At 26.9% G+C, this 14,132-nt stretch carries 9 protein-coding genes; 7 read left to right on the forward strand and 2 right to left on the reverse strand.

Annotated features, from left to right (window positions below; genetic code table 11):
- Positions 1-4 precede the first annotated feature (4 nt).
- From KXZ80_RS02365 to mprF, 3 genes are all read left to right on the forward strand, one after another.
- The gene (locus tag KXZ80_RS02365) at positions 5-787 is read left to right on the forward strand and encodes a GH25 family lysozyme (protein WP_021433992.1); all 783 of its coding nucleotides are present in this window, start codon (positions 5-7) and stop codon (positions 785-787) included.
- Positions 788-972: 185 nt separating this feature from the next.
- Positions 973-2,103 (forward strand): DUF975 family protein, encoded by a 1,131-nt coding sequence (locus KXZ80_RS02370; protein WP_021433991.1) that lies wholly within the window; start codon positions 973-975, stop codon positions 2,101-2,103.
- Positions 2,104-2,375: 272 nt separating this feature from the next.
- Positions 2,376-4,967: a bifunctional lysylphosphatidylglycerol flippase/synthetase MprF gene (gene mprF, locus KXZ80_RS02375; RefSeq protein WP_021433990.1), complete on the forward strand. Its 2,592-nt coding sequence runs from the start codon at positions 2,376-2,378 to the stop codon at positions 4,965-4,967.
- A gap of 46 nt (positions 4,968-5,013) precedes the next feature.
- Here the strand turns inward: mprF and KXZ80_RS02380 are convergent, their stop codons facing one another.
- Positions 5,014-5,841: a Cof-type HAD-IIB family hydrolase gene (locus KXZ80_RS02380; protein ID WP_021433989.1), complete on the reverse strand. Its 828-nt coding sequence runs from the start codon at positions 5,839-5,841 to the stop codon at positions 5,014-5,016.
- A 422-nt stretch (positions 5,842-6,263) separates the two neighbouring features.
- On the opposite strand from KXZ80_RS02380, the gene KXZ80_RS02385 reads away from it, so the two are divergent.
- From KXZ80_RS02385 to KXZ80_RS02400, 4 genes are all read left to right on the forward strand, one after another.
- Complete coding sequence (locus tag KXZ80_RS02385; protein ID WP_226883827.1) at positions 6,264-7,439, forward strand: MalY/PatB family protein; 1,176 nt, start codon at positions 6,264-6,266, stop codon at positions 7,437-7,439.
- Positions 7,440-7,542: 103 nt separating this feature from the next.
- Positions 7,543-8,979: a Na+/H+ antiporter NhaC gene (gene nhaC / locus KXZ80_RS02390; protein ID WP_021433987.1), complete on the forward strand. Its 1,437-nt coding sequence runs from the start codon at positions 7,543-7,545 to the stop codon at positions 8,977-8,979.
- A 164-nt stretch (positions 8,980-9,143) separates the two neighbouring features.
- Positions 9,144-9,644 (forward strand): SPOCS domain-containing protein, encoded by a 501-nt coding sequence (locus KXZ80_RS02395; protein WP_021433986.1) that lies wholly within the window; start codon positions 9,144-9,146, stop codon positions 9,642-9,644.
- 48 nt (positions 9,645-9,692) lie between these two features.
- Positions 9,693-10,619, forward strand: coding sequence for a DUF11 domain-containing protein (locus KXZ80_RS02400; protein ID WP_021433985.1), 927 nt, complete (start codon positions 9,693-9,695; stop codon positions 10,617-10,619).
- A 53-nt stretch (positions 10,620-10,672) separates the two neighbouring features.
- Here the strand turns inward: KXZ80_RS02400 and KXZ80_RS02405 are convergent, their stop codons facing one another.
- Positions 10,673-14,107 carry an isopeptide-forming domain-containing fimbrial protein gene (locus KXZ80_RS02405; protein ID WP_021433984.1) on the reverse strand — a complete coding sequence of 1,145 codons (3,435 nt, stop codon included), beginning with the start codon at positions 14,105-14,107 and terminating at the stop codon, positions 10,673-10,675.
- Positions 14,108-14,132 lie beyond the last annotated feature (25 nt).

Consider the following 14,132-nt stretch of genomic DNA (forward strand, 5'->3'; position numbering starts at 1 on the left):
TTTTATGAATAAATTAAAAGGTATTGATGTCAGTCATTGGACAGGCTATGTTAACTTTAAAGATGTTTTAAATAGTGGAATTCAAGTTGTTTATATAAAAGCAACAGAAGGAACTAATTATATAGATCCTAGATTTAAAGAGTACTATAATGAAGCAAGAGAAGCAGGCCTAAAGATAGGGTTTTACCATTTTTTTAATCCTGTAAACCCTGGAATCCCTAAAGAACAAGCTCAACATTTTGTAAGTACAATAAATGGATTAAAATGTGATTGTAAGTTAGTTTTAGATTTAGAAAAAACGGGAGGACTAAGCAAATCGAAACTATCTAGACAGGCGATAGAGTTTTTAGAAGAAGTTAAAGGATTAAGCGGATTGGACGTAGCTATTTATACGTATACTAATTTTGCTCAAAATAATTTAGATTCAGAATCTGGACTAGGAAAGTATCCTTTGTGGATAGCTCAATATGGAACAAGTAAACCGGAAAGCAATCCTATATGGGGAGAACAATATGCTGGATGGCAATATTCTGAATCAGGAATAGTTAGAGGGATTGAAAGCAAAACGGACCTAGATGTATTTACTGAACAAATACTATTAAATGAATATAAAGAAGCGGACATTAAGGATAAAAAATCTGAAAATATTTATTACACAGTAAAAAGTGGAGATACTTTAAGTAAGATAGCTAAAATATATAATACTAACTATCAATATTTAGCAAATATTAATAACATACCTGATCCAAACTTAATATATCCAGGACAAAAAATTAGAATAAATTAAAGGAATTTCGAGATATTACCATAATATTTATGGTAATATCTTTTTTTAAAATATAAAAAAAGACATGAAAAATAAATTTTAGATAAGTTTTTATATTTGTAGGAATGTTGTAACTAAAGTTAAGCATAAAATATATATAATTTATAATAAATAGATTATATAGCAACAAATCAGGGGGGAATAAAATGAGTAAAAGTGAATTAAGGGTGGATATGAAAGAAGAAGCTAGGAGACAGTTAGCCGATAATAAAATAGATATTACTATAGCTACTGTATTAGTTGGAATGATTACATTTATACCACAGTTTTTAAGTGAAGAAATTTTCACATCTTATAGAATGACATTAGTTATAAGTATTATATCAATGCTTGTGTCTACTCCGTTAGTAGTAGGATTAAATATAGTATCTTTAGATTGTATAAAAGGGGAGAAAATCAAAGCAAAAGATATATTAAAAGGATTTAATATATTATATCAATCATATGGATCTATATTACTTCAGATGGCTATAACTTTTATTATGACTGCTCCTTTTGTAGCTATACCCATATTTTTAGTAAAAGATAGTCATACAAGATTAACTATGATTGCATTTATAAGTAGTATATCAAATTTATTTTTTTCTATAGTATTTTCGCAACTTCAATATATTATTGCAGATAAAAAAGATATTTCATTAATTGAAGCTATTAAAAAATCTATCAGTATTATTAAAAATTATATTTGGGACTATATATTACTTTCATTAAGTTTTATTGGATGGATGCTTTTAGTTGGATTTACCTTTGGGATAGCATATATTTGGGTAGGACCTTATATTCAGTTAACATTTACAAATTTTTATGAATATATAAAAAAAGATGAGTTGGATACATATGAAAAATCAAAATATAGTAATTTAAAATCAGGTATATTAGTAGGAATTTTATTATGTGCATATATGATGATAGAAGCAAATGTATCTCAAAGAATACTTACACCACCTATTGTAAAAAGAATTATAGAAGACAATGATCTAAGACTTATAAGTTTTGATGAAGAGAAAAGTTATTATATATCTGAAGAAGAAGGGATAGCGTATAAAATTGAACCTAATTACAACAATTTAAGTGATTTAAGTAAATATACAGTTGTTGTCAAAAAACATCCACTAGATGCTAAAAAAGGAGATAAAGTTAATTCGACAGTTATGTATATAATAGCAGATGGAGATAAGTTATTGGGTATTAGTTGTGATCCAAATAGTCCAGATAAAAAAATAGAATCTTATAATCCATTGCCAGGAAAATTTGATATAAAAGGAAAAAAACTATAAAACAAGAAATTGGCATATAACACAATGTGTTATATGCCAATTTCTTGTTTTTGAAAATATAAATTAGAATAAAAAAATTAAGAAAAAATTAAGAAAAAATAAAGGTTAAATTAAGAATTATATCTCAAAATAGTTAAGTTATTTATATTAAGATGATACTAGAGAGTGCCTAGTTTACAGTAATGTTACATGTACATAACAAATTTGTAATAAAGCTAAAAAGTGGAGTTTAATATGGTAGACTTTATAAATAAAAATAAATTGGAGAGGTGATGGTTATTAAAACGAATAAAGATAAATTAATATTAGGATTAAAGATATTATTTGTAGTAATTATTTTAGGAATAACAGCTAAAGAGTCAGCTAGTATTATTAGAGGGTTTAACGTCGAAACATTTTATACTTATGCAGACCAGCTTACTTTAGGTAATATACTTATTATTGTTTCGCTGGGCATAATTTCATATATACCTTTAACTTTTTATGATTTTATAATCAAGAAAAGAGTTGGAATAAATTTAGATAATAAAAAATTATATAAATATTCATGGATTGCAAGTTCTGTATCTAGTATCGTTGGATTTGGAGGAAGTAGTGCTATTGCTTTAAAAAGCCATTTTTACAATCCTTATGTTAAAGATAAAAAGATTTTAGCAAAAGAGGTATCTAAAGTAGTAGCTTTAAATCTAACTGGTTTTTCAATGACATGTTTTATATATTTAATAATGATGAAATTTAATCTTGGTAAAATTAGTATTACAAATGTTTTAACTATATGTATAAGTATGTATTTACCAATTTTGACATTAATTTTAATAGGTAGATATATAAAATATAAAAATGAAGTAAGAAGAGATGTTGCTGATACATTTAAAATAATAGGAATATCATTATTAGAGTGGATTACAACTATAACTTTAGTATACTCAATAATCATTATATTAGGAGAAAGTATATCTATAGCACAATTTTTTCCAATATTCGTAGCTGCAATAGCTGTAGCTATAATAAGTATGTCTCCTGGTGGAGTAGGAACGTTTGACTTAACTTTATTAACTGGACTTAATGCTTTAGGTGTTTCATCAGAAAAGGTAATATTAGCTATATTTTTATATAGGTTAACTTACTATATAATACCATTACTTATAGGAGTAGTATTATATATATCTGAGCTATGGACTAAAGTAGATAAAAATAAAAAACATGTAGTTTCTATAGTATCATCAAAATTTGCTCATTATGGATTGATTGTATTAGTATTTTCTGCTGGATTATTACTTCTAGCATCTCAGGCTATACCTGGTATGGTGGAAAGAATACATGTAGTGAATAAAATCTTAGGATTTAAAATTACATGTATGTCAGGCGGAGTATCTATAATAATTGGATTTTTATTAATTGCTATGTCTAGAGTAATAAGTTTTAAATCTAAAAATGTATATAAGATAACTATGGCATTGGTTATAATCGGGATTTTCGTGTCCTTAATAATTAGATTTGAATATCAAGTTAGTATGTATCTAATTATTGTAGGGATAGTACTAAAAATTAGTAAAAATCAATTTTATAGAGATGGATTTGTTATGAAGTGGGGAGATATATTAAAAAACACGTTAATATTACTATTTTTCCAAGGGTTATATATATATGTAGCATACAATAATACACATTTAAAAGTTGCTAGTAACTCAATATTTAACTTAAGTAATTATCATACTTTGGAACAAGTAAAAAAATTCGGGGCAATGAGTGCAATTGGATTTTTAATTGCAGTAGCATTCTTAGGTATTCTATACTATTTAAATAAAAAGAATGATTTTAAAAAAGTTAAGTTGTATCAGTGTAAAGATAAAGTAGATAGTATACTAAAAAAATATAATGGAAGTTCCGTTATTCACTTTATAAATTTAAATGATAAATTTGTATATATGAATAAAGATGAAGATGTTATGCTCCAATACCAAGTATATGCAAATAAATTAGTAGTGCTTGGCAACCTTGTAGGGAATGAAAATAAGTTTTTTGAATCTATCCAAGAATTTTATGAAATGTCTGATAGATATGGATATATACCTGTATTTACTGCAATAGATGAAAAAATGATACCTCATCTACATGAAACTGGATATGAATTTATTAAATTAGGTGAAGAAGCATCTGTAAATTTAGAAAGCTTTACTTTAGAGGGTCGAAAAATGAAGAGTGTAAGAAATGCACTTTCTAGAGTTGAAAAAGAAGGATATACATTTGAAATGATATATCCACCGTTTAGCAATGATTTTCTTGAGGAAATTAAAAATATTTCTGATGAATGGCTTGAAGGAAGACCGGAAAAAGGATTCTCAGTTGGATTCTTTGATGAAGAGTACTTAAGTTTAGATGCTATTGCTATAGTAAAAAACAAAGATGGAGAAATTAAAGGATTTACAAATTTAATGCCTATGTATGATGGTAATAAAACTTTATCTATAGATTTAATGCGTTTCTCAAAAGATAGTTGTAATGGGATAATGGATTTTATATTTGTAAATTTATTTAAGCATGGAATAGAACATGGATATTCAAGATTTAATATGGGAATGGCACCTTTATCTAATGTAGGAAGATCTAAATATTCATTTTTAAGAGAAAAGATGGCTGCTAAGATTTATTCTCATGGACAACATTTTTATTCTTTTGAAGGATTAAAGAAGTTTAAAGAAAAGTATTGTGAGTCTTGGGATGGAAGGTATATGGCCTATAAAAAAAGAACTTCCCTTATATTTACAATGGTTCAAGTTATAATGTTAGTATCTAATGGTAAAAAGTATAGATATGAAAGTTGCAATATTGAAAGTGAATCATTAAAGGAAGAGTTAGCTTAAGTATTAAAAATAAAAAAACACTATTTTAAAAATAGTGTTTTTTTATTTATTTTAAAACAAATTTTTCTATAGCTTTAGCTACTCCAGATTCTGTATTTGGAAGAGTTACATATTGAGCAGAGTTTTTTACTATATCTATAGCGTTACCCATAGCTACTCCTATTCCTGCATATTCAATCATAGATAAATCATTTTCGCTATCACCTATACACATAACTTCATCTTTTTTTAAATTAAAATATTTTGCAAGTTGAGCAACAGCCTCTCCTTTAGAGCTACCTTTTTTCATTATTTCAAAATTATCATCCCAAGAAGAAACAATTTCAAGTTCAGGATTTAATTGTTTTAATTCTTTTTTCACTTTCATTAATTTTGAAATATTATTTTTTTCTATACAAACACCTTTTAATAATTGATTTGGATATAATTTAAAAGCATTATCTATATTATCAATAACCTCAAATTTAATTTTTTCTTCATCTTTAAGACGTTTATTTAAAACTTTATATATATGATTATCTGGAAGTTCCATAGTAGATACGATACCAAAATTACCAGTTAAGTAAGATAATAATCCATACTGTTTTGTAAGACTTAAAAAGTCTTTTATCTCATTAGCACTTAATGGGTTATTATATATAGTTTCACCATTACTTCCACCGATAAAAGCTCCATTTGAAGCTATGATAGGAGTTTTTAAACCTATTTCATCAGAATATAATTTTGCACAATTATAAACTCTACCAGTAGTAATCGCTACGTGAACACCTCTAGAAACAGCTTCTTTTATAGCCCTTTTATTTTCTTCTGATACATTTTGTTGATCCATTAGAAGAGTTCCATCCATATCTATACATATTAATTTTATAGCCATTTCAAATACCTTCTTTCGATATATTAAATGTATTTATTACAATTAATATTATATTACTTTAGAATTAAGATGTTAAATAGTAAAATTACATGATAATTATAGGGAAAACTTATAATTGTTAAAAATCATTTTGAGAATTTACTTGAAAGGATGAAATATATAGTTTAATAAAGAGGGTTAATGGGTTGAATTGTTTAGCCTGTTAAACCTATTTTTATTTATTTAACATCAAATTAAGAACATATTTTTAAATTTATCCAAATAATATTAAAAATATAAAGAACATATTAATTAGTTTGCTTATTATATTGTTGGAATTTCAATGATTATAAAGTTATGATGAAAATGAAATACGTATTGAAAAGATTTGGCATAGATATTGCTTATATATCTAAGTATAAAGAATTTATTGGAGGTAGTAAATGATGAATTATAACTTTGACACTATAATTGATAGAAGTAATAACTTTGCAGCTAAATGGTCAGAAATGGATAAGAAATATGGAACAAATGATCTTATTCCTATGTGGGTTGCAGATATGGATTTTAAAGCAGCTCCATGCATAATAGATGCTTTAAGAAATAGATTAGAACAAGGTATTTATGGATACACAACTAGACCAAATTCTTACAATGAATCAATAGTAAATTGGGTATCTAGAAGATTTGGATGGAATATAAAAAGTGAATGGCTAGTTTTTAGTCCAGGAGTTATTCCGGCAATTAGTATATTAATACAAGAACTTACTAATGAAGGGGACAAGATAATGATACAAGAACCAGTATACAGTCCTTTCAATAGTGTAGTAAAAGATAATAAAAGAGAATTAGTTATAAGCCCTTTAAAGAAACTAGAAGATGGAAATTATGTTATGGACTATGAAGATATAGAATCTAAAATAAAAGATGTAAAAATATTTATACTTTGTAACCCTCATAATCCAGTTGGTAGAGTTTGGACAAAAGAAGAACTAAAGCAATTAGGTGATATATGTATTAAGCACAATGTAAAAGTTATTTCAGATGAGATACATAGTGATATAATTTTCAAAGGTTATAAACATATACCTTTTGCATCAATATGTAAGGAATTTGAACAAAATAGTATTACTTGTATGGCTCCTACTAAAACGTTCAATATAGCAGGACTTCAAATGTCTCAAGTTATACTTCCTAACGAAGATGATTACAAAGCACTAGATTCAGCTTTTGCAAGAATAGATATTAGAAGAAATAATGCATTTAGTTTAGTTGCAACAGAATCAGCATATAACAATGGAGAAGAATGGCTAACAGATTTTATTGATTATTTAGAAGGTAATATGGATTTTGCAGTTGATTATATTGAGAAAAATATGCCTAAGTTAAAGGTAAGAAAACCACAAGGAACTTACTTATTATGGGTAGATTTTAGTGAACTTGGATTAAGTGATGAAGAAGTTGCCAAGTTTTTAGTAGAAAATGCTAAAGTTGCATTAAACAATGGACCTTCATTTGGGATAGGTGGACAAGGATATCAAAGAATAAACTTAGCTTGCCCTAGGTCTATGGTTGAAGAAGCTTTAACAAGAATAAAAAATGCTATAGATTTATTATAAAAAACTTAGACCTCAAAATTATATAAGAATTATTTTGAGGTCTATATCTTAAGGGTTATGAAAACGATACCAAAAAATAATTGAAAAGAAAGGAAGTTTCCCCATGTGTAAAAATGTTGAAAAAAAGAAACCTACATTTAGATTTGCAATTTTAGTTATGCTTGCGATTATATCTTTGACTACAGTTGGAATGGTTGTATTTAAAGCATCTATAACAACTATGTTCTTATTATCTTGGCTAATAGTTGTTCCGGCGGCTATGAAATTAGGTTATACAAATAGTGAAATTGAAGAATTTGGATTTTCTGTGGGAAAAGATGCGTTTCAGTCTAACTTAATTATATTATCGGTTGGGGTATTAATTGCTACATGGATAGCAGCAGGAACAATACCAACTATTGTATATAGCGGGCTTACGATAATAACACCTAAATATTTTTTACTAACAGCATTAATAGTATGTTCTCTTACATCTATAGCAACAGGTACATCATGGGGAACTTTAGGAACTTCAGGTATTGCTTTAATGAGCATAGGGACAAGCATGGGAGTTCCAGCTGGACTTACAGCCGGAGCTATTATATCAGGAGCATTCTTTGGAGATAAAATATCTCCATTATCAGATTCTACAAATTTAGCTGCAGCTGTCTGTAAGACGGATGTAATAACTCATATAAAACATATGATGTACACTACTGTACCATCATATATAATATGTATAGTTTTATACACTGTAATTGGATTTAAATATGCAAACAATACAATCGATTATAATCAAATCAATGAAGTTATAAATGTTTTAAAAGCTAATTTTAATATAGGATTCATTGCATTACTTCCTATAATTTTTTTACTTATATTGCTTTTATTACAGAAACCACCAATAGTTTCTATACTAGCTTCTGCTATTCTTGGTGGAGTTATAGCTGTTCTTCAAGAAGGAGAGAAAATAGGAGATTTACTAAATTATATGTTAAATGGATATTCGGTAGATACAGGACTTGAATATGCAGATAAACTATTAAATCGCGGTGGAATGATGAGTATGGCAGAAACTGTATTACTAGTATTTATAGTTTTTGTTATAGCAGGGATACTTCAAAAAACTGGATTCTTAGAAGTTTTACTACAACCTATGATTGAAAAAATTGGGAACTCTAGAACTAAGTTAGTAGGAGCAACATTTATAACTAGTTATTTTGCAAATGCATTTAGTTCTTCGATGATGTTTACGTCTGTATTTGTAGGAACTGTTATGTCACCTTTATATAAAGAATTCAAATTAAAACCAGAAAATTTATCTAGAATAATAGAAGATACAGCAACTCTTGGAGGACCATTAATTCCATGGAATTCAAATGCAATATTTTGTAGCCAAACATTAGGTGTGAGCCCATTTGATTTTATACCATATTGTTTTTTAAGTTGGATAACTCCAATCATTTCATTTACTTATGGAGTTACAGGTTTTTCTATGAAAAAATATACAGATGAAGAACTTAGAGAAATTAGCGAACTTGAAGTTGCAGATAACCTATAGTAGTTTATAATTATATAAATTTAAGTTAAAAAAGAAGAGGATGATATTCTCTTCTTTTTTATATTTTAATATGATAGTTATTTAAATTAAGTAGTTTACATATTATTTAATATATTGGATAAAAAGATATTAAATTTAAATACAAATATTATGGAGAATATTATATGGAAGTAAATTTAAAAAAAATGAATTGTAAATTATCTTGTTTTGAAGAACTGCCACCACTAGAGTATTTCAAGCAATTAAATGTATATCAAAATTTGCATTTAAGTAGTAAAAATTTAGATATTTCAAATATAGAAAATACAAATCCTAAAATAGAAATATACTCAACTAAAATAATTGATACAAAGATAACTGAAAGTATAAAAGGTACATCTCTAGAGGGTCAACATTTAAGTGGTAAAAATCTTATTGTTGTAGGAAATATAAACATGAGTTTAATATTAGAATGCAGTACGAAAGGCAAAAAAAATAAAAATGTTAAAAAGAGAGAAGTTATTAACTTTAATATGCCTTTTAGTACAGTTATTGTAATACCAGAGGATATATGTGCAACAAATACAATAGATCTAAGATATTTAATTGAAGATATAACCGTTGCTAAAATTAGTTTAAACCAAGTATTAGTAAGTGTTACTATGTTAATACAGTATATAGACTAATGTAATATTTATTAAAATATAACTATACAAAATAGAAAAGGTGATTCAATGAGGGTTGTCAATGAGTGTAGGGTTGATTTTAAATATAGATTAACTGAGGATAGTCCATTAGTGACTAGAACAAATTTTAGCAATGTAGTATCAACAGAAATAGTGAAAGATATGTTGCATGTAGAAAAATTTGTAGATAAAAAATGCACATATGCATTTGATATACTAACATATAGTATAGTTATAACTAATACAAGTAATTTCACGATTACAAATGTGTTCTTTAAAGATAAAATACCAAAAGGAACTGTTTTTATAGAAAATTCAGTAAAAGTGGATGATATCAAAAAAAGATGTTTAAGACCTGATAGTGGTTTTTATATAAATAAAATTAAATATAGAAGTAGTGTAATTATAAGATTTAAGGTGATAGTTTTACCTCAATGTTTCACACAAACAATAACAAACTTTTCAACTATACAGCAAAATCATATATTAAATATAGAGGAAGAGCCTGTTAAATTAAATATTGATAGTAATATTGTAAGTAGTGAATTTCAACGAAAAGTATTTAAACAAATAAACATATGTGAGAATATAAGGCTAAAAAAAGATATTGTTAAAATTTTAAAATATGAGGTTAATGTAAAAGTCTTAAAATCAAAAATAGTAGATAGTCCAATTAATAGAATTAATCAAAAAAATAAATCTAATATGTGCAACTTAGTTGTTATTGGATCGATAGATTATAAAATACATTTTTTATCTGAAAATAAACAAAATAATAATGCAAATATGATTAGATATCAATTTGGATTTTCGTCATATTTAATGACACCTATAGGAATTGCATACATAAAGAATGAAAATATAAAAGTTAATGTGAATTATGCTTCAGCAAATTTAATAAATAAAAATTTGATAGTTACTAGCACAAATTTATATATGTATTTTGAAAATAATTTAAACACAAATAAAAAATAAACTCCCTTATATAAACATTTAAAAATAGCTTTATATAAGGGAGTTTTTTTACTTTAAAAACTTGGATCTATATTTAATACAGTTTTCTCAGGGTAAGGATTAGTAACTGACTTAGCAGTCACTATAAAGTCATATCTAGTTCCAAGTGGATTATTTGAAGGAATTAAAGCATTTATTTGAATAATCTTAGTTGTACTAGGTGCTAAATTTGACATTATAGGTAATGTTTGTTGATAGAGTGTATTTTTTGGAACATCAGATATTTTAACGTTATCGATATAAAGCGTGTAAGGTATTCCTACCTTTTGTATGATTAATGTGAAATCATCGTAACCTCCACCTGTATTTTTGAAGTAGTCTAGTATAACAGCAGTATTACCAGGTTGTGTAACTATAAATGAAGTAGAGTCATTTATTTTAGTTAAAGGATCTGGAGTAAGTGATACACCAGGAACTAAAGTACAAGTTATGATATTACTTTTTTCACCACTGTAAACTTTTGAAGTTGATATATCATTATAGTAAGATACAGCAGTTGCTTGTGTAGATATAGAAGTACCAGCTCTAAGTGTTGATTGAGGAACTACTGTAAAGTATACATATCCCGTTGTGGAAGCATCTAGTTGTGGTATTGATATAATAATTTTCTTTGAAGTAGAGTTATAAGCAGCAGTGCAAAATACTGTAGTATTTATTTCATAAAATAAAAAGTTTCCACTTATAGGTATTTCAACAGTTCCATTTATAAGTTTAATAGCACTATTATTTTGGAAGGTTAATTTAAACTGCATTACTGAGTTTATATTTATATTTGCATTTTGATTATATACTACAGAGTTAGATTTATCCGTTGCAGTTAAATTTAAAACTAAGTTAGGATGGTTTATAGCTATAGTTAAACTTTTACTAATACTAGAAAAACTTCCTCCTTGAATTTGTTGATATAAACATTGAACAGTATTAGATTGAGTTGATGTTGTTGAATTTAAACTTTTATTTGCATTAGTAATTTTACATATCATAGTATAATTAATTGTTTGTATATCGTTTCTAGCATCTATAGTACCTTCACTAGGGAATGTTACTACATTAGAAGAAACTGTTGGAGTAATAGGAATATTGTTTCTTGTAGTTGGCCCTAAATAAGATTGACCTCCACTTGGTAGAGTATCTTTTAGATATAGACCATAAGCAATAGTTCCTTGAGGAACAGTAACTCCTATTAAATAAGTTATATTAGATCCAACTTTAAATAAATCTGATATATTAGTTTTTGAAAGTGATATAGCTAATGAAGATAAAGTTATAGATGCAGTTTTTATAAGATTAGAGTACTGATAATTTGAAGAACCTTCCTCATAAATTTGTGAGTAAGGATTTGTATTAGTAGCTGTGGTTGTTATGTTGACTCCAGGAGCTAATACAGAGCTTATTGTAACCTTATAAGTTAAGGTTAAGGATTGACCAGGAGCTAACTTGCTTATGCTTACAACTATATTATTATTTTGTATATTTATAGAAGAATAACTTCCTGAACCACTAACCTTTAAACTACTTGAGTCAAGTGTAAACCATGATGATAAAGTATCACTAAGTGTAAAGTTAAATGCATCTGTTTCAGTTCCTAAGTTATTAGTATTAGATATAGTAACTGAGTAGGTATAAATTTCATTTGATTTTATAGCATTTTTATTAGGACCATTTACAGATTTAGTTAATTGTAAATTTGGAGTACCTATATTAAAGTTTACTTGTGATCTATTGCTATAAGCATATCCATATGTGTTTGTTCCCTTTAACTTCATTAGGTTTGCATTTTGTGTAGATGAACCTAGTTGAGCTATTGGAACTTTAAAGTTAATTGTAGCGGATGACAACCCTGGAATGTCACCATAATAAAAGTCTACACCATGAGGACTTATAAGTTTAGGAGAAGCAATTGGATTATATCCTGTGTATACATAATTTAAGTTATTTATAGGGTCAGCTGAAAGAGGAAAGAAATCATCTATATAAACTTCTTTTTGAATAGCTTTCAAGTTTGAAGCATTATATGATAATAAATATTCAGCTAAATCCCCTGGAGCTAGGGTATTTATATTCTTAGGAGTTCCATCTTTATAGTATCCTTTTACAAATTGTTTTGTTATAGAACCCACACTTATACTAGAAGATACACTAGAATTATCTGTTACTGTAGATAATGGACCAATAAGAATACCTGATATATTTGTAGTAGCTAAAAATGGGTCAGATGCAACTACAGGAAGATTTAAGGATTGACTGTCTTTTTTATATCTATAGTAGCTATCAACTTTTGCAGATATCGTAATAGTTTTAGTTGAGTTTTGAGTAGCTAAGCTAAAGTTATAAGTTAAATTAAATCCTTGAAGTATTGGGTCATCAACAACAGATGTAGGTGTTGATGAACTAGAAATATAATATATTCCATCTGGTAAAAAATAATTAACAACTATATTTTGAATATTATAATACTGACCAACTTTATATACATAAGTGTATGTTACGGCGCTTTGAACATCTACCAAGCTTTTACTTATAGATGTAGTAATGATTAAATCCATAGCAGAAAAGCTAGTATTGCTATCTGAACTTGAAACAACAAGTGGATCAGCTGAGTTCATATTTATAAGCATGTTTAATTGGGTTCCGTGAACTATAAAATTGCCTTGATTATTATTATATTGATTCCAAACAGCATAATTAAAAGTTAAAGTTGTTGTACTACTTACTGACAAATTAATGTTTCCATAATAAATTTGAGTATAAATTTTACCATTTATACTTATTACGCTTATAGTAGGATTTATAAATTTTGATGAATCTGTACCTGATACATTAATGTTTCCTATATATCTAATACCATCTTCTAATAAAATAGATATATTTACTAAAGATGTAGAATTGGAATTATTATAAAACTTACAAGTAGCGGTATTAATTTGAGTATAATCATTTAAAGAAGCTGAAGTACCTGCTCCTTTTAACACCTTACCTGCAGTAGAAATCGTACTATAAAATCTGACAGTCTTAAATGTCATATCTATTTGTTGAGTTAAAACTTCATTTCCTATATCATAAATTCCTCTTGGCATAGTATCAACTTGACAAGAAACAGTGATCCCTGAAAATGTGTAGTCAAAGGGAATCACTGTTCCGTTTTTAAATTTAGTATTACATTTTACAGTTATAGAAAAAGTGTAATCAACTTCAAGTGGAGCTAAATCTTTTAAATTAACCCAAGAATAAGTAATACTATTATCTGCATTAGTTACACTAGATGTTTGGGTTATAGTTGAGCTGGAAAGGACCATACCATCAGGTAATTTTAAAAATAAGCCTAAATTATATAACCTTTGAGATGTACTTAGATTTTTAATTTTTATATTAAATGTAGCTGTATTGCCGACCAATATAGGTATATTTTGGGTTTTATCAATAGTCATATTTAGTATATTTGAAGACATGAAATCACTCCTTTTAATAGAATAT

Source organism: Paraclostridium bifermentans, assembly GCF_019916025.1.
Taxonomy (GTDB): domain Bacteria; phylum Bacillota; class Clostridia; order Peptostreptococcales; family Peptostreptococcaceae; genus Paraclostridium; species Paraclostridium bifermentans.

Bases quoted from the DNA above. Each gene is read 5' to 3' on its own strand.
- nhaC (WP_021433987.1), top strand. From the start codon at position 7,543: ATGTGTAAAAATGTTGAAAAAAAGAAACCTACATTTAGATTTGCAATT.
- KXZ80_RS02365 (WP_021433992.1), top strand. From the start codon at position 5: ATGAATAAATTAAAAGGTATTGATGTCAGTCATTGGACAGGCTATGTT.
- mprF (WP_021433990.1), top strand. From the start codon at position 2,376: ATGGTTATTAAAACGAATAAAGATAAATTAATATTAGGATTAAAGATA.
- KXZ80_RS02395 (WP_021433986.1), top strand. From the start codon at position 9,144: ATGGAAGTAAATTTAAAAAAAATGAATTGTAAATTATCTTGTTTTGAA.
- KXZ80_RS02405 (WP_021433984.1), bottom strand. From the start codon at position 14,107: ATGTCTTCAAATATACTAAATATGACTATTGATAAAACCCAAAATATA.
- KXZ80_RS02385 (WP_226883827.1), top strand. From the start codon at position 6,264: ATGATGAATTATAACTTTGACACTATAATTGATAGAAGTAATAACTTT.
- KXZ80_RS02370 (WP_021433991.1), top strand. From the start codon at position 973: ATGAGTAAAAGTGAATTAAGGGTGGATATGAAAGAAGAAGCTAGGAGA.
- KXZ80_RS02380 (WP_021433989.1), bottom strand. From the start codon at position 5,841: ATGGCTATAAAATTAATATGTATAGATATGGATGGAACTCTTCTAATG.
- KXZ80_RS02400 (WP_021433985.1), top strand. From the start codon at position 9,693: ATGAGGGTTGTCAATGAGTGTAGGGTTGATTTTAAATATAGATTAACT.